This is a genomic window from Rahnella sp. CJA17(1/100), from assembly GCF_963881615.1.
Taxonomy (GTDB): domain Bacteria; phylum Pseudomonadota; class Gammaproteobacteria; order Enterobacterales; family Enterobacteriaceae; genus Rahnella; species Rahnella aceris.
On sequence record NZ_CAWOJA010000011.1, the window covers coordinates 258,293 to 279,384 of the forward strand.

Below are 21,092 nucleotides of genomic sequence, written 5' to 3' on the forward strand. Positions count from 1 at the left end.
ATCACTCATTAAATGTTTTTTAAAGCAATAATGAGTGATATCCCACTCATTATGTTTTTTACCCCAATGACAAAGCCGCTCTGTAAAAGGAGCGGCTTTTGTTTTTATCTCAGGACTTCAGCAAATCATTTGTACAACACGGCAGTGCCGTGAAGACGGTTCTGACCACCGGCTTCGATGATTTTATAAGAGGTTGCACCGGCGGCAGCGGCTTTGGCTGCGAAGGTGGATTCCAGACCCTCTAACGTATTGCCAGAAGCAGATACGGTGCCGATTTCAGCGGCGAAGCTACCGAAAGAAACCGTGGCGAGTGCAGCAGCAACAACGAAAGTTTTGATAGATTTCATGATGTCATTCCTTCTCAATGTTTGTTTGGGGAAGGCCGTGTGCCTTCGATGAGAAGAAGAATAACGCCGTGGGATTAGAATGAATAGCGAAGTGATTTGCTGATATTGGTTAAAATTTCTGAACAACATGTCCGGGGGCGAAATACCCCGTGTCCGGGGCATTTAATTCAGAACCGTTCTCCCTCCAGCGTAGCATCACACAGCGCAAACACTTTGCCCCAGCCATCGCCTGAGGCCAGCAGTTGCTGGATGTGCAGGGCGACATCGCTCCTGCGCACGCGGCCGTGAGCTTCGGTTTGGATCAGGTGCGCTTTGCCGGTCGCCTCACCGTTCATCAGGCCACCGGGACGAAGGATACATCCTTCGAGCGAGCTGGTTTGTAGCCAGCTTTCCGCCAGTGATTTCTCACGAACTGCCTGGCCGAACGCCTGTTTTGCCCGTGCGGATAACGTTGGCCAACTGTCGCCGCAACCGATAGACGTCACCAGCAACATCTGGCGGATGCCGGCTTGTTCTGCGGTATCAATGATCAGCCGGTTGGCAGTGTAATCGGCAAGTTTGCCACCCAGCGTTGACACGATTTGCGCGTCCGGACCGGCCATCTGGCAGGCCTGCAATACATCTGCGGAATTGAGTGCATCGCCTTCAATGACAGTCACGCCCTGTTCACGCAATACTGCGGCTTGTTCAGGGTTGCGGATCAGTGCCACTACCGGGCGATCCTGCGCAGTGAGCTTAACCAGTTCTGCGCCGACACCGCTGCCTGCGCCAAAAATCAGCAAAGTATTCAAGGTTGTTTCTCTCTCTCAGCCAGCATGGCGGGAAGGGCACGAAAAGCATTCAGCTGATCGGCAAGAAGCTGGCGATGGCTGTCGCGCCCGACGAAAACCTTGAGCATGGCATAACCGCAAGCGTTTAAAAACCAGACACTTGCTGTGCTCATTCCCATAAATGGCCGTTCAACCAGCGCAATATGCTGGCAGTGTGTGGCACGGATATGGCCGCTCATTCCGTGTGTGCCGCGCAAATTAAAGTAGCCGTGACGATGCGTGCCGGTAGGCAATTCGCCGTGGAATTCAAGGATCAGATCCTCGTTATTCACCAGCGTTGTGACCTCGCCCCATGCCGTGATGTTGTCCCAGACCGCATCAAAATGCGTGCCTGCAAACAGATAACTTCCCGGCAGATTGCGGATCACCTCCAGCGGCGTGATGGCATATTCCCGGGCGATATCTTCGACAGTGCCGTCGGGCTGCGTGGCTAAAAAGTCGATCAGGGACTGAAGGTTATCCGTGTGCATGTGCGTCATTCCGTAAGGTCAGTTGAGGGATCAGTGTTTGTAAGGCCTGCAACATATTGCTGGCCCAGAACCGCCCGGCAGGCGTGAGATTAAAGCGCGGGCCTTCGCTGTGCATCAGGCCGCACTGTTGCCATTGTTGTAACAGGGGTTCAAGCGGGTAGGGGTCTTCAACAATACGGCTGAGATCATAACGGCCCGCTTCGATGCCGCCCTGCAAATCCAGCCGCCAGCGGTGCTCGCGGGTCGTTGACGCTGTCATCATCATGATAGGTTTCAACCCGGCGTCCAGTTGCTGGTAATACGCTTCCAGACTGCGCGCCGTCATATACGACTGACCATCCAGATTGCCGCCCGCCCCGCTGCCAAAGGCCAGACAATCCGCGCCTTTTTTGATCAGCAAATTGTAGAGATTGCGTTCGCGGGTGTTGCGCGCCCAGTGACTGTTGCTGATCTGATGCCAGCCATCACGCGCCAGAAACGCCTCGCCTTCGAGATAAAAATCGCGGCGCATGCTGACATCCGGCAGTGTAGTGCGTTTATTCCCGACCGCTTTGCCCAGCGGTGTGGAAGGCAGCAGGTTCAGCGCGTAAAGATCAACGCCATCCAGCGGCAGGTCGCGGATAATCTGCAAATCTTCCCGCCAGCTCTCAGGCGTCTGCTCCGGCAATCCGAACATCAGGTCGCAGACCACGGCAGCCCGGTCACGTTCGCCGAGTTTACGCAGGAAACTGATGGCTTCGTCACGGTTCGCGCGGCGCCCCATTCGCTGGCGGATGCGCGTGTCAAAGGTCTGAATACCGATGGAAAAGCGGTTCGCACCGGCATCCAGACAGGCATCAATCCGTTCATCATCAAAGTTAAGAATGCGTCCTTCGACGGTGATTTCGCAGTCCGGCGCCAGGGGTAAACTGCGGCGCAGCGTGGTGATAATCCGGTGCAGTTGTTTCGCGCTGAGCGCGGTCGGCGTGCCGCCACCAAAGTACACGGCGTGGACAGGGGCGGACTGATGCAGCGGCGAACCGGCTTCCTGCTCAATTTCGCGGATCAGATAATCGCAGTATTGTTCTGTGGCTTGCGCTTCCAGCTTGTTCTGGTAGAACCCGCAGAATGTGCAGTGCGTGGCACAAAAAGGGATGTGCAGATAGACCAGGCGCTTATTGGCCGCAAGTGTGCGCATGCAGAGCGCCTGCCACTGAGCAGGGACATCCTGCGGGGCGACGGGCTGCTGAGGTCGCCATGGCATCACTGCCCGCCGGTCGGGAAATGGCAGCCCCTGATCAGCGGCATAAAAACGCGAGAGGTCTAAGCTCATAGGGTTCTTCTTCTCCTGAAGAATCAATCATTCCCGAGCATTAAACGATAATGATTATCATTCGATCAAACCTAACCCACGTTTTAGATGATCTGTATCAAGTTAAAAAGGATTACTGATCCAGTTCTGACTTACATTGATGCAACGCGGCATCCATATCCCGATACGCCCAGTCCTGAACGTTATGTGTACTTACTGAGCGGCCAATAGACCCCACAGTGGCTTTATCAATCCAGTAGATACCCGCTGTTTCTCCATTCTTACTTACGGTCATTTCTTTCATTATATTGGCTGCATCATTTTCGGGTGTTCCGGTTTGATAGCCTTTTTGATTCAGGTTCTGACGTAAACAATAAGCAATGTCCCAGGGATGATTATTAATATAATCCACTGAAAAATTCTTTTCACCCGCACATGCTGATATCAGAAATATCAGCGTGAGTAATATTGGTTTCCTGAGCATAGTTATTCTCATCTCATTTTGCATTAGAGCTATTCCGGTTATTGATTCTCTCTTTTACCGGGCATGATGATATTGCTGTGCATATACCTCTGCGGACGCCCGATAATGAATATTATCGCGTTCCGGTACGAACACCAACAATTTAAAATTAGAAAATATGTGCATGGATTCAGCGTAATGTACGCATAAAAAATTCTTTATCCGGATGTTAAAATATTAACATCATCCTTATTTTTCAGCATCCCGTTGTCAAAGCGTTGAATTTAAGGACAGTATGAACCCATAACATGAGCCACCAGAATACGCTTATGTGAAAGCGGGTGGTTAGAAAATAATGATATATTTATTAGCCTGATAGCGTGTTTTTCGGATATTTAGCGTTAAAATTCAACAGGAGTTATGATGAAAAAAGTATTAAGCGTAGTGGCTGTTATGGGCATCATGTTTGCTGTCAGTGCCTGTTCCAGTGACTATGTCATTTCAACCAATGACGGGCATATGATTACAACACATGGCAAGCCGGTGAAAGACAAAGATACCGGTCTGATCTCTTATAAAGATACTGATGGCAGTGTTCACCAGGTTCATCAGGGTGACGTAAAAGAGATTGTCGAAAAATAAGTGCGCTGGCACAGGAACCGCCATTAATATTATTAATGGCGTCATCTGCGGGGTAAAAATATATATCTCTTTCTCAGAAAGTTATAGCCGATTGCCAGCCCGAAACGTATAAATTTCCTTTTAGGGTCTGGTTTAAGGGGAAATAGAGCACGTTTGCTGACACCGCTGATGTTGCTCGACGAGCCGACCACCTATCTTGATATCAGCCATCAGGTTGAGCTGATGAACCTGCTGCGCAGTCAGAATCAGCAGGGGAAAACGCGGGTGGCGGTGCTGCACGATTTGAATCAGGCCAGCCGCTATTGTGATTATCTGGTGATGATGGCGGCGGGCAAAATTATCGCGCAGGGCACGCCGGAAGAGGTGATGACACCCGAATTACTGGCGCAGGTTTTTGATATCGATGCGCAAATCTACCCTGAACCGGCGTCGGGCAGGCCGATGTGTATTGTGCGGTGAAATGGGGTGTTATAGATTGTGGCGCGAGCGTCATGCTTTTTTGTCATTCAAACTTGTAAAATCTCGTGTTAAGTTAAATTTAAGGATGATGCTTCATGACCTTGCATGGAAAATTTGTCGTTAATGATGTGTGTTTTTTACCACTGAAGAGGTTCGGCGCAGGTACTTTCACCCTTCAGCATCGCAGTGATTTTATGGCTATTCGTCAGGCCTTGATGTCTACCCGGCAGACAGAATTACCCAATGGTTTAATGAGTTATGGAATGATAGAGGTGATCCTGAATGGGCAGGCGTCGTGTGACAACGGGATTTAGAATATTAATTGCAGTGGGCATTTACGTTCTGGTTTTTCTTATTCTGCGGCCTTCATACCCTGTGACTAAAGAACAATATATCTTCTGGAATGATACAGCCGCGTTATTTGGAGAACCAGACGTTGAAGGCTTTATCGGATTGACGCTATTTATTATTTGTCCTGTTATCACAGTTATTTTGTATCAGGTGATCGTCAGGCTTTTACACTGGCATCTGAACAAACCCGATAAATGATGAATCCGCGGACATTATCAACGCGGCGAGATTAAACCCGCCGCGCATTTTCAAGATTTCTCCTTCTTTCTACTCCCATGCTCTGCCGCGTAAAAATATGGTTTTTCGTTGCCATTGTTTTCTCTCAGGTTGTGTTTATCAGCTACACTTTTGACACCCCTACAGCGCCAATCAAAAGAGCGCAAGATAACGAGAAAACATCATGATCATTTCTGCATCAACGGATTACCGCGCCGCGGCAAAAAGTAAACTGCCGCCATTCCTGTTTCATTACATCGACGGCGGCGCTTACAACGAGCATACGCTCAGACGTAATACCGCCGATCTGGCCGACATCGCCTTGCGTCAGCGCATCCTCAAAAACATGTCCGATCTCAGTCTTGAGACACAACTGTTTGGCGAAAAACTGGCGATGCCCGTCGTGCTGGCACCGGTCGGTCTGACCGGTATGTACGCACGACGCGGCGAAGTGCAGGCTGCCCGCGCGGCGGCGAAAAAAGGCATTCCTTTCACGCTTTCCACCGTCTCTGTCTGTCCGATTGAAGAGGTTGCACCGGCCATCGACCGGCCGATGTGGTTCCAGCTTTATGTGTTGAAAGACCGGGGTTTCATGCGCAATGCGCTGGAACGCGCGCAGGCGGCGGGGGTTAAAACACTGGTGTTTACCGTGGATATGCCGACGCCCGGCGCACGTTATCGCGATGCGCATTCCGGCATGAGCGGTCCAAACGCCGCTGCACGCCGCATGTTGCAGGCGGTCATGCATCCGCAATGGGCCTGGGATGTGGGGCTGAATGGCAAACCGCATGATCTGGGTAATGTTTCCGCTTATCGCGGCAAACCCACCACGCTGGAGGATTATATCGGCTGGCTGGGCGCGAACTTCGACCCGTCGATTTCATGGAAAGATCTGGAATGGATCCGTGAGTTCTGGAAAGGCCCGATGATTATCAAAGGGATTCTGGATCCGGAAGATGCAAAAGACGCGGTGAAATTTGGTGCTGATGGCATTGTGGTCTCCAACCACGGCGGCCGTCAGCTTGACGGTGTGTTGTCCACCGCCCACGCACTGCCGGCTATTGCAGACGCGGTGAAAGGTGACATCACCATTCTCGCCGATTCCGGCATTCGCACCGGTCTGGACGTGGTCCGCATGATTGCGCTCGGTGCAGACAGCGTGCTGCTGGGCAGGGCGTTTGTGTATGCGCTGGCGGCGGCGGGCGAGGCTGGGGTCATTAATCTGCTGAACCTGATCGAAAAAGAAATGCGGGTAGCGATGACACTGACCGGGGCGAAATCCATTGCTGATATCAGTGGCGATTCGCTGGTTTACGGACGGAATCAGGTGCATCGCGCGACCTTGTAAAATGCAGAGGGCGCAACTTCCGTTTGAAGCCACGCCCTGTTTCATTCCCCCACGCAATAGCCGTTTCTGCCCGCATGTTTGGCGTCATACAGCGCACCGTCGGCACGTTTGAGTAATTCCAGCGAAGTCATGCCCGGCGACCATTGCATAATGCCCTGGCTGACCGTCACCGTGTCTGCCACCTGTGATAAGGCGTGCGGGATAGCCGCCTGCGTTACGCTTTGCCTGATGCGTTCCGCGACGACCTCCGCATCGTCGGCGGTGGCGCTGTGCAGCAGGATCACAAACTCCTCACCGCCATAACGGGCCACCAGATCGGCCGGTTGTCTTACGACCTGTTTGAAACACTCCGCGATGCCCACCAGACAAGTATCTCCGGCCTGATGGCCGTAATGGTCGTTGTATTTTTTGAAATAATCCACGTCAATCATGATCAGGGAAAAGGTGCCGCCCTGACGTTCCGTTTGCGCAATCAGTTGTTCAAGCTGATTATCAAGCTGGCGGCGGTTCGCTACGCCCGTCAGCGGATCATAATGCGCCAGATTATCCAGCTTGCTGACCAGCAACTGGTTGTCGCATTCCCGCCTGACAGAAAGGACAAACCAGCGGCTGAGCATAATACGCGCGCTTTCAAACAGGGCGCTGACGACAATCATCGCAGCGATTTCCAGAATCGGAATATCCTCTTTCAGCAGTACCAGATGAAAAAATAATGAAAACCACAGCGGTAATGTGAAGCTGTAAAGGATCGGCATGGTCGGGTACAGCGCAATCAGCGCCGTAAAAATCAGCATACAGAACAGCGGGAAGACCAGTTGTTGCTGCGTGTCACTGGCCAGCATGAAATGAAACACCACGGCCCAGAATAAACCGACCAGAAACGCCAGTATCATCGCGGGCGTACGTGAGCGTATGAAGCGCAGCACGGGCAAAAGAATGATAAAAAATACCAGGAAAATCAGGGCTAAATTATCCAGCACCGGACCGGAAACCGCCACGTCGGCGTTCGGATCCAGTAATACCCTGAACTGATGACGTCCGAATAAAAAAAGCACAAAACCAAGATTGGCGAGCAGCAACCAGATAGCGCTGATGCGCAGTGACGCTTTTTTATAGTGATCCAGCAGGGCGTTAAACGCTGTGTCTTGCCGCGTGTGAGTGGTTTTTTGCATGGTTTTCCTTAACGTCGTCTTCGTGGATAGTGTAGACGAAGAAGAGTTTTTACTCCTCCCCCTGCGGAGGCCGGGAGGGGTTTTAAGGACGAAACGATGGCCAAAGCAGACATCAACTTCTTGATTTTTTTATAATACCCCAACCCTCACCTTCGCAGGGGAAGGCGTTGTCCGGTGTTCCCAGACAGGCAGCCAGTTGTTCCGCAGTTACTCCCGCGATGATCATCTCATTCACGGGGGGCGCAAAGGCAAACTCCCCTAACCATTGCTGCCTCGCCGCTTCCAGCCTGTCAGCGGGCCGCGCGCTAAGCGATTCCCGCAACACGCAGCGCTTTTCTTCCAGTGCCTCCGGGGTAATGCCGTCAATGATGGCCGGGATCTGCGCGATAAACGTATGGATAAACCCCAGCAGTGTTTCTGCGCTATACGTCGGCGATTGTAATGCAAACAAAATGCCGGACTGGCGGGCGGTCTGATGGAAACGGCAACTCACTACGTATCCGACATTTTTTTCGACGCGCAATTGCTGGAAGAATTTGGGTTCGAGGAACGACGCTAAAATCTGCGTGGCGGCCAGGCATTCAGCGGTGTTTTCCGCCAGCGGACAGAATAGCAATACCGCAGCATCGTCTCCGGCGGTCGTGAATTCATGCACTCCGCCTGACGAGCTGCTGACCACTTCCGGCAGTTTTGCCAGCAGGGTGCGTATCGCGATATCCGATGCCAGCTGATGCTGTTCCTGCTCAAACAGCCGTTTGCCTTGTGCCAGCGCGGCGGGAGAAGGCGTGCGCAGCAGTTCGAGCGCCGTGGCGAGCGTGCGCGTCGCCCATGCCTGAGAGCCGCTAAGTTGTAATAATCCGTTGCCCTGCGCACAGGTAAACACCAGAGAATGACCTGCATGGGCAGATTGCGCGTAAAGGGCGCGCAGGCTGGCGCGGGCGATGCACGCCTGAAGTAAGGTGAGCGGGGCACCGGTGGTCAGGATGCTTTCCCCTGTTTTAAGCGTGATTCCGGCGGACGGGAGGTAAAACCTAAAAGGTGATTTCGTGACGTTGTCACATTGTGATTGCCATTCTTTAAAACTGACCGGCAGGGTGAAGCCTTTTACCGGGGTGTTTTGACCAGACACATCCGGCGCAATCCACAGCCGCGTCATGTTTTCCGGCTTTAACTCACTGAGCAATATCTGCCAGCCGTTATGCGCGGCGGGCGGGAAATCCAGGGTGCGGGCGCGCAGTTGATCCAGCGGCGTCAGGCGGCTGAAATCGCGATGCGCGAGGGCAGTGTAATGTTGCAAATCCCCGGTGCCTAAAGCATGAATCTGTTGCAGCCAGTGGCAGAACAGTGTTTCCACACGTGCACATAAAGCATGCGTGGTATCGCAGACGAGAAATTCAATACTGAGAATAGCGTCACGGGCGGATGCGTACGGCAGCGAAACCTGCACGCTGTCTGCCAGCGCCTGGGTTCGAAGTTGATCCAGCAAACTGCCCGGCGCTTCATCCGCCAGGAACTGACGCAATAACGTCAGCGCGGGCGAGGGCGTGACCGGGAACGAAAAACGCAGTCGTGGTGACCCGTCAAGACGCAATTGCAGATGGCGTTCGTCGCGCAATACCAGAGGCTGAGCAGGCGCTGGCTGAGAACCGTTGCAGGCAACAAAGGCATTGCCGTAACGCTCTGCCAGCGTGGTCAGTTCAGCGACAGATTGCGGCCCCTGTAACCACAACGTGAGCTGCCCTGCGGTGAAGAATTGCTGATGATAGTCCGTCAGTGCCTGTTGCAGAGCGGAAATATCCTCTCCGAAAGCGGTACGGTTACCGACGTGAAAATCATGCAGTTGTGCCGGAGCCGCAAAGGCCAGACTCAGGGCCGCATCACAAAGGGAATCCGCATGACCGGTCAGCATGCGGTATTCGGCGTCGATCACCGCCACTTCCTGCTGCACGGCCTCCGTTGCCAGCAAAGGTTGCGCCAGCATGTCCGTCAGACGCGCCAGACCGTCTGCAAACTTTGCCGGTGTCATATCGAAAAACCACGCCGTCGAGGTGGCGTGCGTGCTGGCGTTGAGTCGCGCCCCTTCGGACTGCGCCCACATCATCAGCCGGTCATCGCCCTGAAACTGATGGCTTCCGGCAAACACCACATGCTCAAACAGATGCGCCAGCCCGGGAAAGTGCTGCGGTTCGTGATGGCTTCCGGCATTGAGATGAACCAGCGCGGCGGCGCGGGAAGCCTGCGGGTCATGAAGAATATTGGCCCGCAATCCGTTAGCCAGTGTCAGGGTGTGTACGGCTGGCAGCATCAGACCCTCAGCCTTTAAAAATCAACTGCGAGTTCGCGCGGTTGCGGAACTGCAACTGATTGATCTGAATGTTGGTGCAGTTGGCCTGTTCGCGAGCTGCCAGAATTTTGCCATGATGTTCGGATTTGGAGCACACCGGATCGGCGTTGTCGGCGTTGCCGGTGAGCATAAACGCCTGACAGCGGCAGCCGCCGAAGTCTTTCTCTTTTTCAGAACAGGAACGGCAGGGTTCCGGCATCCAGTCGAAGCCGCGGTATTTGTTAAAGCCGAACGAGTCGTACCAGATTTCCTGCAAGGTATTTTCCAGTACAGACGGGAATTCGACCGGCAACTGACGCGCGCTGTGGCACGGCAGCGCCATACCTTCCGGCGTCACACTGAGGAATATCGCTCCCCAGCCGCCCATGCAGCCTTTCGGACGTTCTTCGTAATAATCGGGCGTCACAAACAGCAGGTTGGCCAGATTACCGGTGCCCGCCATTTTCTCGCGATACTGATGCACCACATTTTCGGCGCGGGCGATCTGCTCGCGGGTCGGCAATAGTCCTTCGCGATTAAGTTGTGCCCAGCCGTAAAACTGACAGGTCGCCAGCTCCACGTCATCGGCTTCCAGCTCGATACTCAGGTCGATAATCTTGTCGATCTGGTCGATGTTATGGCGGTGCAGCACGAAGTTCAGCACCATCGGATAACCGTGGGCTTTCACCGCTTTTGCCATCTCCAGTTTTTGCCGGAAGGCTTTGGCGTTACCCGCCAGTGCGGCGTTCAGCGTTTCGTCGCTGGCCTGAAAACTGATCTGAATATGATCCAGTCCGGCTTCGGCAAACGCATCGATTTTCTTCTCGGTCAGCCCGATACCGGACGTGATCAGGTTGGTGTAAAAACCGAGATCGCGGGCAGCGCGGATAAGCTCAGGCAAATCTTTACGCACCAATGGCTCGCCGCCGGAGAAACCGATTTGCACTGCGCCCATTTCCCGCGCTTCTTCGAACACTTTGATCCACTGTGCGGTGGTCAGCTCTTTTTCCTGTTTGGCGAAATCGAGCGGGTTCGAGCAATACGGACATTGCAACGGGCAGCGGTAGGTCAGTTCGGCCAGCAGCCACAACGGTGGTTTGACCGCAGGTTTAAGCAGGTTCACGGAAGGTAATCCACTTTTGAGCATGGGCCTGAGCGAAGAAATCTTTGACGTCATCATTCACGCCACCGGCTTCCGGGAAGCGGGCATTCAGCTCATCGATGATATTGGCAATCGTCCGCTCGCCGTCGACCAGTTGCAAAATGAAGGTCGCGCTGTCGTTAAGTTTCGCCATCCCTTCCGGATACAGAATCACGTGGCAGTCCTGCGTTTTCTCAAACTGCATGCGGTAGCCGCGACGGAACATCGGCGTGTAGTGTTCGGTAATGGTGATCACAGAAGTCGTCCTTTATGCCAGACCGCCTGTTGCGTCACGCTGTGGTACGGCGGGCGGTTCAGTTCGTAAGCCATGCTCATGGCATCGAGCATGCTCCACAGAATGTCGAGTTTGAATTGCAGGATTTCCAGCATGCGCTGCTGTTTTTCGACGGTATCGCAGTATTCCAGCGCCAGTTGCAGGCCGTGTTCCACGTCGCGATTCGCCTGGCTCAGACGGCTGCGGAAATAGCCATAACCTTCTTCCTCAATCCATTTGTAATGCTGCGGCCAGGTATCGAGACGAGCCTGATGGATTTGCGGGGCAAACAGTTCGGTCAGTGAGCTGCAGGCGGCTTCCTGCCAGACGGCGCGGCGGGCAAAGTTAACGTAAGCATCGACCGCAAAACGCACGCCCGGTAACACCCTTTCTTCTGAAAGCAGCACATCACGATCCAGACCGACCGCTTCCCCCAGTCGCAGCCAGGCTTCGATACCGCCTTCACTGCCGCCGTATCCGTCGTGATCGAGAATACGCTGTACCCATTTGCGTCGGGTTTGCGCATCCGGGCAATTGGCCATAATGGCCGCGTCTTTCAGCGGAATGCTGGTCTGATAATAGAACCGGTTCGCTACCCAGCCCTGAATTTGCTCGCGCGTCGCCTGACCGTTATGCATCGCAATATGGTACGGATGATGGATGTGATAAAACGCGCCTTTGGCCCGCAGCGCCTGTTCAAAAGCTTCCGGCGTCATCGGTGACGTCCGGTTTGAAGATGTCGTCATAATCGTTTTACCTAAAGTTCGATGCGCATCCCGTCCCAGCTGACTTCGATGTTTTGCTGCGTCAGTGCCTGCCGCTCGGCAGAGGCTTCATTGAGGATCGGGTTGGTATTATTAATATGGATGAGAATTTTGCGTTCTGCCGGAAGGGAAGACAGCAGGGCAATCAGCCCTTGTTCTTCGGCAAGGGCCAGATGGCCCATGTCTTTGCCGGTATTGCGGCCGACGCCGGTGGTCGCCAGCTCGTTGTCCTGCCACAGCGTGCCGTCAATCAGCAGGCAATCGGCTTTATGCAGCCACTTCAGCAGTTCATCATCTGGCTCGCCCAGACCCGGTGCGTACAGCAGCGAGGTGCCGGTTTTCGTGTCTTCAATAAACAGCGCGATATTGTGGCCGGGGAGCGGTTTGCCGCGGTATTTCGAATAAGGCGGCGCGTTACTCAGCAGCGGAATGGCCGTGAATGTCAGATTCGGGCACACGGCCACGGAGAAGCGCTTCTCCGGCGCGATAGCGTGGTGTTGCAGGCCGCCATTCCAGTGCGAAAGCATGGTGAAAATCGGGAAGCCGGTGGTGAGATCTTCATGCACTTCCGGCGTACACCACACCTGATGCGGGCAGCCTTCGCGTAAATTCAGCAGGCCGGTGCAGTGATCAATCTGGCTGTCGGTCAGGATGATGGAGCCGATGGCGGTGCCGCGTAAAACGTCGTGTTTTATCAGTTCCGGCGTGGCGGCAATCTGGTGGCAAATGTCCGGCGAGGCGTTACACAGCACCCAGTCGGTGCCATTGTCGCTGACGGCAATTGACGACTGGGTCCGCGGAGAGGTTTTCATGGTGCCGTTGCGAACGCCCTGACAGTTGCTGCAATTGCAGTTCCACTGAGGGAAGCCGCCGCCTGCCGCGGAACCAAGTACGATAATCTGCATGTGAGAACCAGGGGGAAAGGGAAGGAAGATGCCCACAGTTAACCGTGGGCACAAGGGCTTAGCGGTTAGAAATGTACAGCGTCACTTCTAAGCCTAAACGCAGGTCTTCGAAAGAAGGTTTAGTCCACATAATTACGTCCTCTTGGTGATTACAGTTTTAAGTTCACTGCCGCTTTAATTGCGGCAGGTGATCGGCTTATTGTCAAATATCGCTGGTTTGGCTAAGAAAATGTTGCGATGAGCTCAAACCGATATTGCCCTGTAAGCCACAGGGATTAGCGCAAAATGCCGGATGAAAAACTATTCACCCCACGTTTGCTTTAATACTTTCAGCCAGTTACGGCAGGCGATTTTTTCGATCAATACGTCGCCGTAACCCGCATCAGACATGGCCTGAATCAGTAACGGCAATCCGGCGACATCGCCGAGGACATCCGGCACGTTGATGCCGTCGAAATCCGAACCAAAACCGACATTTTCTTCGCCCAGTTTACCAAGAAGGTTATCAAGATGTTTAACAATTTCGGTGATTGGGGTGTCACCGTTACGTTTTCCATCTGCCCGCAGAAACGCTGTGCCGAAATTAACGCCAACAAAGCCGTCGCTTTCCGCGATGGCAGCCAGTTGTTTATCGGTCAGGTTTCGCGGTTGCGGGCATAGCGCATGCACATTTGAATGGGTGGCAACCAGCGGTGCATCGCTGAATTTTGCTGTCTGCCAGAAGGCCTTTTCGTTCATGTGCGAGACATCGAACAAGATCCTTTTCCGGTTACACTCACGCAGCAATCCAAGCCCGGCGGGCGTCAGGCCTTCACCGGTATCCGGCGAACCCGGAAAATCGCCTTTCACGCCGGTCCCAAACTGATTGGGTAAATTCCACAGAGGCCCGATACTGCGCAGCCCTTTTTCATACCAGAATTCCAGCCGCGAGAAGCCATCTCCCAGCGCTTCCGCGCCTTCAATATGCATCACCATTGCCAGCACGTCGTGAGCGATACACTGCGCAATTTCGGCGACCGTCCGGCAGATTTTTGCCCGCCCGGATGACTGTGTTTCGATCCGTTCCAGCAGTGAAATCTGTGCCTGTGTGATGGCTAACGCGTCATGAGGCACAGCCGGAGAATTTGGCTTCAGTTGTGGCATATACGAAGCAGGTGGTACGAAAATGGCAAATAAGCCACCCGCGAAGCCACCGAGGCGACAACGCCTGAGATCGAGATGTCCTTCCAGTGAGCCATCAAGAAACAGGGCAGCAGGATCTGCTGCATCATGCAGCCACAGGCGCAGTAACAGGTCGTTATGACCGTCGAAAACAGGGGGATGTGGAATGGTGTTCATGATGTTAATGGTACTTTATAAAAGCACGAAAATGTATGCGGAATATGTAATGGTTTGTTTGGGTGATGTTAAGTGATTTGACTGACTTGTTTTCATGTGGAGGTGAAAGAAAAATACGGCTTTGACCTTTTGTCTGCTGGTCAGGCAAATCTCAGTCAGCTCCCTCCCCTGCGAAGGGGAGGGTTGGGGTGGGGTATTAAGGTCAAAATCCAATAGTTAAAGTGTGCTTTTACAAAGAATTAGCCATTAAAACCCCCTCCCAACCTCCCCCTTCGCAGGGGGAGGAGCAAACAGAAAAACATTCTGCATTTGAATTATTGCTGCGGCCTCAGCAAATCAGAAACTATAGCTCGCCGTCACCGACACATTCCTTGGTTCGCCGTAGACCACATACTGGTTCACGCTGGTGTCATATTCTTTGTCAAACAGATTATTCACGTTGGCCTGCACCGCCAGTTGTCTGGTGACCTGATAACGACTGAACAGGTTAACCAGCGCGTAGCTGCCTTGTTCCGCATAACGGGTGCCGTTGCCGCTTGGCCCCGGAACGGTATCCCAGACGTGGGTCTGCCAGTTCACGCCACCGCCGACGGTCAGATCCTGCAACATCGGCAGACGGTAGCTCGAGAACAGTTTTAGCTGGGTGCGCGGCAGTTGCGGATTAACTGCATCGCCATTTTCATCTTCTGCAATGTAACGGGTACCGCCGAACGTCATCTGCCAGTTATCGGTCAGCGCGCCGTTCACTTCAAATTCCACGCCGCGGCTGACGGTGCCGTTTTTGCCTTCATAGGCGGTATCGGTTGTGCCAGGAATAATGCGGCCGGTGCTTTGTGCCACGTTATCCAGCTCCGCGCGGAAGATAGAAACCGACGCGGTCAGACGGCTGTTAAACCAGTCAGATTTTACGCCCGCTTCGTAGTTTTTGCCGATGACCGGTGAAAGGTAGCCGCCGTTGATATCGCGGTAAGTTTGCGGCTGGAACACTGAGGTGTAGCTCGCATAGGTCGACCAGGTATCGTTGATGTCGAACACCAGACCGGCGTACGGCGTGATGTTGTTCTTTTCGATCTGGTCGGTGAGCGTGTGAGAATTCCAGTTGGTGTAGCGTGCGCCAACGATCAGGTGCAGCGGATCCGCCAGTGAAAGACGCGTAGCCACGTAAGCCGATTTCTGACGAATAACATTTTCTTCCGCCAGCGCGCGCGGACCCCAGTCAGTTTCAGGGAACTGACCGTTGAAATCGTTAAAATTGCCCAGTTCTTCGGTTGAGATATTGGCAAATGAACTGTAATAGGTGTTCTGCTGTTTGCTGTAGCTCACACCGGTCATCAGTTCATGCTGACGGCCAAACAGTTCATACGGGCCGCTGGCAAAGGCATCCGCACCATCGACTTTACGTTTACCGGTGTTATAACCGGTTCCCGCCACCACCGGATAACCGGCATAAGCGGATTCGCCGACGCCGGTGGTTTTATCGAATGTCCCGTCGATATACATCATCTTACTGTCGATATGGGATTCGGTATGGGTGCCGTTCAGCGTGGCCTGCCAGCCGTTATCGAACGACTGCTTCAGGGTGGTGAACAGCTTAGTCGTTTCTTTATCGCTGTACGCCCAGTCCGGTGCGGAGTTAAAGCCGCGACGATAATCGGTTTTGCTGCCGTCCAGATACCAGCGCGGCATACCGCCCCAGGTCGGGCTGTCGGTGTTGGTTTGCTGGAATTCGTAGCCTGCGGAAAGCAGGGTGGAATCGGTGAGGTCGGCATCCACGGTGGCATAGACGAATTTTTTGGTGGCGCCGTAGCGTTCAACGTAGCTGTTTTTGTCCTGATAACCGGTGATCAGGCGGCCACGTACGCTGCCGGATTCGTTCAGCGGTGTGGATAAATCCGCCACGTAACGTTGTTTATTCCAGCTACCGTAAGTAGCAGAAACATTGCCGGTGAATTCTTTGCTGTCGGCGTGTTTACGCACCTGATTGACGGAAGCTGACGGGTTGCCGGGGCCGGTCATCAGACCGGTTGCACCGCGCACCACTTCGATACGTTCATAAATCGCCGTGTCAGACTGGGAATCACCCAGATCCCAGCGCGGGTCGAAGGTGGTCGGAATGTTATCGACCATGTAGTTGTCGATCAGAAAGCCACGCGCGTAATAAGTACGGCGGTCGAGATCCGAGACGCTTTCCTGAATACCGGTGGTGTTTCTCAGCACATCACCCAGAGATTGCAGTTGCTGATCCTGCATACGTTGCTTGCTGATGATACTGACGGATTGCGGAATATCACGCGCCGTCAGGGCCATTTTTGTGCCCGCAGTGGTGACCGGAACACTGTAATCGGTGGCGGCAGTCTCCGCGACCCCTGCGCTATTATTCTCACCGGTCACGACAACGGTATCGCCCGCCGTTTTTTTAGCGGGAGTTTCTGCGGCATAAGCAGAATGCAAAGACGACGAAATTAACAATGCGATCACTGAAAGTGAAAGTTTCTTTCCTGAATTATTATGAATATTTTGCTTATTGTTCCTGACAACGCAATTCCCTGAAAAGACACACATAACTATTCTCCACACGGTTATTTTATTATTTTTAAGCCACGGCATTTTTGTATGAATACGGCTTTATCTGCATGAGCAAATCCCGCCAGAATCCCCGGGAACAAGGGCTGGACAAGATAAAATGGTCATGGTTAATAAAGCGAATGAGAATAATACGCATTGGGTTTAACGATGTAAATAAATATTACAGACAGGGGGAGGAGCAAAGATAAAACACTCTGTTGTTGAATTTAAGATCCTGCGGGCGATTCAGAAAGCTTGCTGAATGAGAGGTTGCAGACCTGAGGCTGCAATCCCGAAATGAAGGCACCGCGCAGCGGCAAGATTTCCAGCCTGTCGCTGTGCTACCTGAAACATAGCCAGCGAGCGATAGCGCGTGTTGAAAAAGCGAAGGGAGATCCAAGAGGGAAAAAGCACTTTTCCCTCTTGGGCGGTTTCGGCGCAGCGCGTTAAGTGATCGCCGCACTTGAGAAACCGAAATTGTCCGGGTCCGGACCTCACGGTGAGTGAGACCAATTTGCCATTAAAAACCCACCTTTTAGCCATTAAGAAATCTAGACATCTAAACGTTCGTTTTGTAGAGTGTCACTACCTGCCGGATTAACGTTTGATTCGGCTAAGAAAAATACAACGGCGGTGACACAATGTTCAGTAACGTTAAAATCCTCGACGGCGGCATGGGGCGCGAACTGGCCCGGATGGGCGCTCCTTTTCGTCAGCCTGAATGGTCTGCGCTGGCACTGATGGAGGCTCCGGAGTTTGTGCGAGCCGCTCACGATGCTTTTATTGCTGCCGGTTCTCAGGTCATCACCACCAACAGTTACGCCGTGGTGCCGTTCCATATTAGTGAAGATGTTTTTGCGGAGCAGGGCGCGGCGCTGATTGCGCTTTCCGGCAAGCTGGCGCGGGAAGCAGCGGATGCTGCACCGGCTGATGTGCTGGTCGCGGGTTCACTTCCTCCGGTTCTCGGGTCTTATCGTCCGGACCTGTTCGAACCGGTGGCAGCCAAAAAATTACTGCAAGTGCTGGTGAATAATCTGACGGACAGCGTCGATGTCTGGCTGGCTGAAACGCAAAGCTCTGTGGCGGAAGTCGAAGCCGTGCGTGATGTGCTCGGCGATGACCCGCGTCCGCTATGGCTGTCTTTTACCTTGCAGGACAATCTTGATGAAAATGGCAATGCGCTGCTGCGCTCCGGCGAATCAGTTGATGATGCCGTAAACGGCGCATTACGGATTTCTGCCGGTGCGGTGCTGTTCAATTGCAGCCGGCCTGAAGTGATGGCGACGGCGGTGAAATCCGCGCGTGCCGCACTGACGGCGCAGGGATCTGCGCTTGATATCGGCGTGTATGCCAATGCTTTCGAACCTTCCGATAATCAGCGCGGTGCCAACGAAGGGTTGAGCAAAATGCGTCAGGACACTGATCCTGCCGGATATCTTGATTTCGCGAAAGACTGGGTGGCGCAGGGTGCCACCATGGTCGGGGGATGTTGCGGGATCGGGCCGGAACACATCGCCGCGCTTAAGCAGGCCTTCGCTAAATAACATCCATAAAAAGAATAAAACGCACATTAATTCTGAAGATGCATTCTTCGCAGACAGGGGAAAAACATGATTGATCGTCGTTCGTTTATCAAAAGTGCGGGGGCACTTTCCGTTGCTGCGGCTACCCACTCTTTGTGGCTGGGCAATGCCTTTGCTGCGGAGGCAGAAAAGCCGAAAAAAGGCGGGCATCTGGTTGTCGGTGTGGATAACGCTTCCAGCACTGACCGTCTGGATCCGGCATTCTGGTTCGAAACTTACATGTATTTCGTCGGTTCTCAGATGTTTAACAATCTGGTGGAAATCGACGAAAACGCCAGACTGGCCCCATCACTGGCTGAAGCCTGGGCCTCAACCGACGGCAGCAAAACCTGGGTGCTGAAAATTCGTCAGGGCGTGCAGTTCCACGATGGCCGCTCGCTGGGCGCGAAAGATGTGGTGTACTCCCTGAATCACCATCGTGGTGAGAAATCCACCTCGCCGGTGAAAGGTTATCTCGATACCGTCAGTTCAATTGAAGCCACCGGCGACCATGAAGTCACGATTAAACTGACCGCGCCGGACGTTGAATTCGTCTGGCTGCTGAGCGCCGTGCATTTCGCCATTACCGCTGAAAATGAAAACTTTGACAAAGGCATCGGTACCGGCGCATTTATCCTTGAGAAATTCCAGCCGGGCGTCTCTACGCTCACTAAACGCAATCCGAACTACTGGAACAGCGAACGCGGGCATGTCGATTCTGTCGAAACGCTGGCGATGAATGATTCAACGGCCCGTGTGGCGGCACTGGTCAGTGGTTCGGCACAATTGATTAACCGTGTGAATCCGCGCATCGTCAGCCGCATCGAACGTATGCCGAACCTGAAACTGGTGCGCGCCAAAGACAGTATGATTTATACCTTCCCGGGGCTGTCGAATCTGGCGCCGTTCGATAACGTTGATGGCCGTCTGGCGCTGAAATACGCCATCGATCGTCAGAAAATTATCGATACCGTGCTCGGCGGCTACGCCAGCGTGGCGAACGATAACCCGATTTTCCCGTCGAACCGTTACTTCGCGAAAGACATTCCGCAGCGGCCGTACGACCCTGAAAAAGCCCAGTTCCACTGGAAGAAATCCGGGTTCAGCGGCCCGCTGACCCTGAACGTTGCCGATGCCGGTTTCCCTGGTGCGGTTGATGCCGGTCAGCTTTATCAGCAATCCGCCGCCAAAGCTGGCATTAATCTGAATGTGGTGCGCGTGCCGGACGATGCGTTCTGGAATGATATCTGGCAGAAGAAAGCCTTCGTGTCGTCGAACTGGGCGAACCGTCCGACCGCCGATGCGCTGCTCTCGCTGGTGTTCACCAGCCAGTCTTCATGGAACGAATCCGCGTGGCACGTACCGGCTTTCGATGCGATGGTGAAAGCCGCGCGCGGTGAAGCGGACGAAGCGCGCCGCAAACAGATTTACCATGATATTCAGGTGATGCTGGTTGATCAGGGCAGCGAGATCATTCCGCTGTATGCCGATGCACTCGACGGTTGTTCCGCCAAAATCAAAGGGTTCACGTCCGTTCCCGGGATGCCGCTGAGCGGTAACCGTGCGGCAGAGAAAGTCTGGATCGAAGGCTGAACCGGGTAAAAATATGTCTGACTTATCTGCACAACAGAAAGCGACTCAACGGCCTGCGGGCCGTTTTTCGCAACCTCATTCCAGCTTGCTGAGCATGGTGCTGATACGCCTGTTTTATGGCGTGCTGGTGGTGCTGGCAGTTTCCGTGCTGATTTTTGCCGGTGTGCAACTGCTGCCGGGCAATGCTGCGACGGCGATCCTCGGCCAGAGCGCCACGCCGGATGCCATCCGCGAACTGAACTTGCAACTGGGGCTGGATAAACCGGCAGTCAGCCGTTATCTGAGCTGGTTGGCCGGTGTGTTGCACGGCGATTTTGGCACCAGTTTCTCCACCCGTGAAGCCATCAGCGGCCCGCTGTTTACCCGCCTGGGCAACACGTTGTTTCTGGCCGGATGTACCGCCGCGATTGCGGTTCCGCTGGCGCTGCTGATCGGATTTATTTCCGTTCGTTATCAGGGCAGCGTAATTGATACGCTGCTCAACGCCATCACCCGCGCAACCGTCGCGCTGCCGGAATTTTTCTCCGGCTATCTGCTGATCCTGATTTTTGCCATCACGCTGGCATGGGCGCCGAGCAACAGCAGTATTACGGCGGATATGCCGCTGGCAGCTAAACTCTCCGCCATTTCCCTGCCGTGTGCCACGCTGGTGCTGGCGATCCTCGGCCATATGAGCAACATGACCCGCGCCGCGCTGATTGCCGCGCAAAGTTCGGCGTATGTCGATACCGCGTTGCTCAAAGGGCTGTCGCCGTCGCGCATTTTGTGGCGTCACGTATTGCCCAATGCCGTGGGGCCGATCATCAACGTCGTGGCGATCAATCTGGCATATCTGATGGTCGGTGTGGTGATTGTTGAGAACGTATTTGTTTATCCGGGACTCGGGCAGTACATGGTCGACAGCATCAGCAAACGTGATATTCCGGTGATGCAGGATTGCGCGTTGCTGCTGGCTGGCATTTATATCCTGCTGAATTTGCTGGCGGATGTGATGGCACTGGTCGCCAATCCGCGTTTACGCCACAACCGCTGAATCTT

General features: G+C 53.7%; 21 protein-coding genes and 1 pseudogene. 8 read left to right on the plus strand and 14 right to left on the minus strand.

Annotated elements, in window-relative coordinates; genetic code table 11:
• Positions 1–125: 125 nt before the first annotated feature.
• The 5 genes from AACU55_RS07505 to AACU55_RS07525 all read right to left on the minus strand — a co-directional run bounded on the left by AACU55_RS07505 (position 126) and on the right by AACU55_RS07525 (position 3,446).
• Positions 126–347 carry a YdgH/BhsA/McbA-like domain containing protein gene (locus AACU55_RS07505; protein ID WP_014416648.1) on the minus strand — a complete coding sequence of 74 codons (222 nt, stop codon included), beginning with the start codon at positions 345–347 and terminating at the stop codon, positions 126–128.
• Between the two features lie 167 nt (positions 348–514).
• Complete coding sequence (locus AACU55_RS07510; RefSeq protein WP_134705339.1) at positions 515–1,138, minus strand: NAD(P)H-binding protein; 624 nt, start codon at positions 1,136–1,138, stop codon at positions 515–517.
• Positions 1,135–1,647, minus strand: coding sequence for a heme utilization cystosolic carrier protein HutX (hutX, locus tag AACU55_RS07515; RefSeq protein ID WP_134705340.1), 513 nt, complete (start codon positions 1,645–1,647; stop codon positions 1,135–1,137). The genes AACU55_RS07510 and hutX overlap by 4 nt, the downstream gene beginning before the upstream one ends.
• Positions 1,634–2,959, minus strand: a complete 1,326-nt coding sequence (hutW, locus tag AACU55_RS07520; protein ID WP_134705341.1) for a heme anaerobic degradation radical SAM methyltransferase ChuW/HutW — start codon at positions 2,957–2,959, stop codon at positions 1,634–1,636. Before hutW ends, hutX begins: the two co-directional genes overlap by 14 nt.
• Positions 2,960–3,071: 112 nt before the next feature.
• A complete protein-coding gene (locus tag AACU55_RS07525) occupies positions 3,072–3,446 on the minus strand; it encodes a hypothetical protein (protein WP_051930969.1) in 375 nt (124 codons plus the stop codon).
• Positions 3,447–3,824: 378 nt separating this feature from the next.
• Here AACU55_RS07525 and AACU55_RS07530 point away from each other — a divergent pair, with 378 nt between their 5' ends.
• The 5 genes and pseudogenes from AACU55_RS07530 to lldD all read left to right on the plus strand — a co-directional run bounded on the left by AACU55_RS07530 (position 3,825) and on the right by lldD (position 6,417).
• Positions 3,825–4,043: a YgdI/YgdR family lipoprotein gene (locus tag AACU55_RS07530; RefSeq protein WP_013578112.1), complete on the plus strand. Its 219-nt coding sequence runs from the start codon at positions 3,825–3,827 to the stop codon at positions 4,041–4,043.
• A gap of 159 nt (positions 4,044–4,202) precedes the next feature.
• Positions 4,203–4,502 (plus strand): annotated as a pseudogene (locus tag AACU55_RS07535) (iron dicitrate ABC transporter ATP-binding protein); the annotation flags it as partial.
• Between the two features lie 95 nt (positions 4,503–4,597).
• Positions 4,598–4,816 carry a hypothetical protein gene (locus AACU55_RS07540; protein ID WP_037032799.1) on the plus strand — a complete coding sequence of 73 codons (219 nt, stop codon included), beginning with the start codon at positions 4,598–4,600 and terminating at the stop codon, positions 4,814–4,816.
• Positions 4,785–5,051: a hypothetical protein gene (locus AACU55_RS07545; RefSeq protein ID WP_072012245.1), complete on the plus strand. Its 267-nt coding sequence runs from the start codon at positions 4,785–4,787 to the stop codon at positions 5,049–5,051. Before AACU55_RS07540 ends, AACU55_RS07545 begins: the two co-directional genes overlap by 32 nt.
• A gap of 202 nt (positions 5,052–5,253) precedes the next feature.
• Positions 5,254–6,417: an FMN-dependent L-lactate dehydrogenase LldD gene (gene lldD / locus AACU55_RS07550; RefSeq protein WP_013578113.1), complete on the plus strand. Its 1,164-nt coding sequence runs from the start codon at positions 5,254–5,256 to the stop codon at positions 6,415–6,417.
• A 41-nt stretch (positions 6,418–6,458) separates the two neighbouring features.
• Here the strand turns inward: lldD and AACU55_RS07555 are convergent, their stop codons facing one another.
• The 9 genes from AACU55_RS07555 to fhuE all read right to left on the minus strand — a co-directional run bounded on the left by AACU55_RS07555 (position 6,459) and on the right by fhuE (position 16,896).
• Positions 6,459–7,589 carry a sensor domain-containing diguanylate cyclase gene (locus AACU55_RS07555; RefSeq protein ID WP_134705343.1) on the minus strand — a complete coding sequence of 377 codons (1,131 nt, stop codon included), beginning with the start codon at positions 7,587–7,589 and terminating at the stop codon, positions 6,459–6,461.
• Between the two features lie 112 nt (positions 7,590–7,701).
• Entirely contained in the window at positions 7,702–9,894 is a 2,193-nt protein-coding gene (pqqF, locus tag AACU55_RS07560; protein WP_134705344.1) for a pyrroloquinoline quinone biosynthesis protein PqqF, read from the minus strand.
• Positions 9,895–9,901: 7 nt separating this feature from the next.
• Positions 9,902–11,035 (minus strand): pyrroloquinoline quinone biosynthesis protein PqqE, encoded by a 1,134-nt coding sequence (gene pqqE, locus AACU55_RS07565; protein ID WP_037032803.1) that lies wholly within the window; start codon positions 11,033–11,035, stop codon positions 9,902–9,904.
• The gene (pqqD, locus tag AACU55_RS07570) at positions 11,022–11,279 is read right to left on the minus strand and encodes a pyrroloquinoline quinone biosynthesis peptide chaperone PqqD (protein WP_037033221.1); all 258 of its coding nucleotides are present in this window, start codon (positions 11,277–11,279) and stop codon (positions 11,022–11,024) included. Before pqqD ends, pqqE begins: the two co-directional genes overlap by 14 nt.
• Positions 11,280–11,305: 26 nt before the next feature.
• On the minus strand, positions 11,306–12,073 hold the full coding sequence (gene pqqC, locus AACU55_RS07575; RefSeq protein ID WP_037032804.1) for a pyrroloquinoline-quinone synthase PqqC: 768 nt from the start codon (positions 12,071–12,073) through the stop codon (positions 11,306–11,308).
• Between the two features lie 11 nt (positions 12,074–12,084).
• Positions 12,085–12,996 carry a pyrroloquinoline quinone biosynthesis protein PqqB gene (pqqB, locus tag AACU55_RS07580; RefSeq protein ID WP_037032805.1) on the minus strand — a complete coding sequence of 304 codons (912 nt, stop codon included), beginning with the start codon at positions 12,994–12,996 and terminating at the stop codon, positions 12,085–12,087.
• Positions 12,997–13,054: 58 nt separating this feature from the next.
• On the minus strand, positions 13,055–13,126 hold the full coding sequence (pqqA, locus tag AACU55_RS07585; RefSeq protein WP_013578120.1) for a pyrroloquinoline quinone precursor peptide PqqA: 72 nt from the start codon (positions 13,124–13,126) through the stop codon (positions 13,055–13,057).
• Between the two features lie 170 nt (positions 13,127–13,296).
• Complete coding sequence (locus tag AACU55_RS07590) at positions 13,297–14,334, minus strand: dipeptidase (protein ID WP_134705345.1); 1,038 nt, start codon at positions 14,332–14,334, stop codon at positions 13,297–13,299.
• Positions 14,335–14,670: 336 nt separating this feature from the next.
• Positions 14,671–16,896: a ferric-rhodotorulic acid/ferric-coprogen receptor FhuE gene (fhuE, locus tag AACU55_RS07595; RefSeq protein WP_134705346.1), complete on the minus strand. Its 2,226-nt coding sequence runs from the start codon at positions 16,894–16,896 to the stop codon at positions 14,671–14,673.
• 644 nt (positions 16,897–17,540) lie between these two features.
• On the opposite strand from fhuE, the gene AACU55_RS07600 reads away from it, so the two are divergent.
• The 3 genes from AACU55_RS07600 to AACU55_RS07610 all read left to right on the plus strand — a co-directional run bounded on the left by AACU55_RS07600 (position 17,541) and on the right by AACU55_RS07610 (position 21,087).
• The gene (locus AACU55_RS07600; RefSeq protein ID WP_134705348.1) at positions 17,541–18,443 is read left to right on the plus strand and encodes a homocysteine S-methyltransferase family protein; all 903 of its coding nucleotides are present in this window, start codon (positions 17,541–17,543) and stop codon (positions 18,441–18,443) included.
• A gap of 69 nt (positions 18,444–18,512) precedes the next feature.
• Positions 18,513–20,054, plus strand: a complete 1,542-nt coding sequence (locus AACU55_RS07605; RefSeq protein ID WP_173362124.1) for an ABC transporter substrate-binding protein — start codon at positions 18,513–18,515, stop codon at positions 20,052–20,054.
• A 94-nt stretch (positions 20,055–20,148) separates the two neighbouring features.
• Entirely contained in the window at positions 20,149–21,087 is a 939-nt protein-coding gene (locus AACU55_RS07610) for an ABC transporter permease (protein WP_051930984.1), read from the plus strand.
• Positions 21,088–21,092 lie beyond the last annotated feature (5 nt).

What these genes read in the sequence shown, in the direction of transcription:
- AACU55_RS07505 (WP_014416648.1), bottom strand. Translation starts at nt 347, where the DNA reads ATGAAATCTATCAAAACTTTCGTTGTTGCTGCTGCACTCGCCACGGTT.
- hutX (WP_134705340.1), bottom strand. Translation starts at nt 1,647, where the DNA reads ATGCACACGGATAACCTTCAGTCCCTGATCGACTTTTTAGCCACGCAG.
- hutW (WP_134705341.1), bottom strand. Translation starts at nt 2,959, where the DNA reads ATGAGCTTAGACCTCTCGCGTTTTTATGCCGCTGATCAGGGGCTGCCA.
- AACU55_RS07525 (WP_051930969.1), bottom strand. Translation starts at nt 3,446, where the DNA reads ATGCAAAATGAGATGAGAATAACTATGCTCAGGAAACCAATATTACTC.
- AACU55_RS07530 (WP_013578112.1), top strand. Translation starts at nt 3,825, where the DNA reads ATGAAAAAAGTATTAAGCGTAGTGGCTGTTATGGGCATCATGTTTGCT.
- AACU55_RS07540 (WP_037032799.1), top strand. Translation starts at nt 4,598, where the DNA reads ATGACCTTGCATGGAAAATTTGTCGTTAATGATGTGTGTTTTTTACCA.
- AACU55_RS07545 (WP_072012245.1), top strand. Translation starts at nt 4,785, where the DNA reads ATGGGCAGGCGTCGTGTGACAACGGGATTTAGAATATTAATTGCAGTG.
- lldD (WP_013578113.1), top strand. Translation starts at nt 5,254, where the DNA reads ATGATCATTTCTGCATCAACGGATTACCGCGCCGCGGCAAAAAGTAAA.
- AACU55_RS07555 (WP_134705343.1), bottom strand. Translation starts at nt 7,589, where the DNA reads ATGCAAAAAACCACTCACACGCGGCAAGACACAGCGTTTAACGCCCTG.
- pqqF (WP_134705344.1), bottom strand. Translation starts at nt 9,894, where the DNA reads ATGCTGCCAGCCGTACACACCCTGACACTGGCTAACGGATTGCGGGCC.
- pqqD (WP_037033221.1), bottom strand. Translation starts at nt 11,279, where the DNA reads ATGTTCCGTCGCGGCTACCGCATGCAGTTTGAGAAAACGCAGGACTGC.
- pqqC (WP_037032804.1), bottom strand. Translation starts at nt 12,073, where the DNA reads ATGACGACATCTTCAAACCGGACGTCACCGATGACGCCGGAAGCTTTT.
- pqqB (WP_037032805.1), bottom strand. Translation starts at nt 12,996, where the DNA reads ATGCAGATTATCGTACTTGGTTCCGCGGCAGGCGGCGGCTTCCCTCAG.
- AACU55_RS07590 (WP_134705345.1), bottom strand. Translation starts at nt 14,334, where the DNA reads ATGAACACCATTCCACATCCCCCTGTTTTCGACGGTCATAACGACCTG.
- fhuE (WP_134705346.1), bottom strand. Translation starts at nt 16,896, where the DNA reads ATGTGTGTCTTTTCAGGGAATTGCGTTGTCAGGAACAATAAGCAAAAT.
- AACU55_RS07600 (WP_134705348.1), top strand. Translation starts at nt 17,541, where the DNA reads ATGTTCAGTAACGTTAAAATCCTCGACGGCGGCATGGGGCGCGAACTG.
- AACU55_RS07610 (WP_051930984.1), top strand. Translation starts at nt 20,149, where the DNA reads ATGGTGCTGATACGCCTGTTTTATGGCGTGCTGGTGGTGCTGGCAGTT.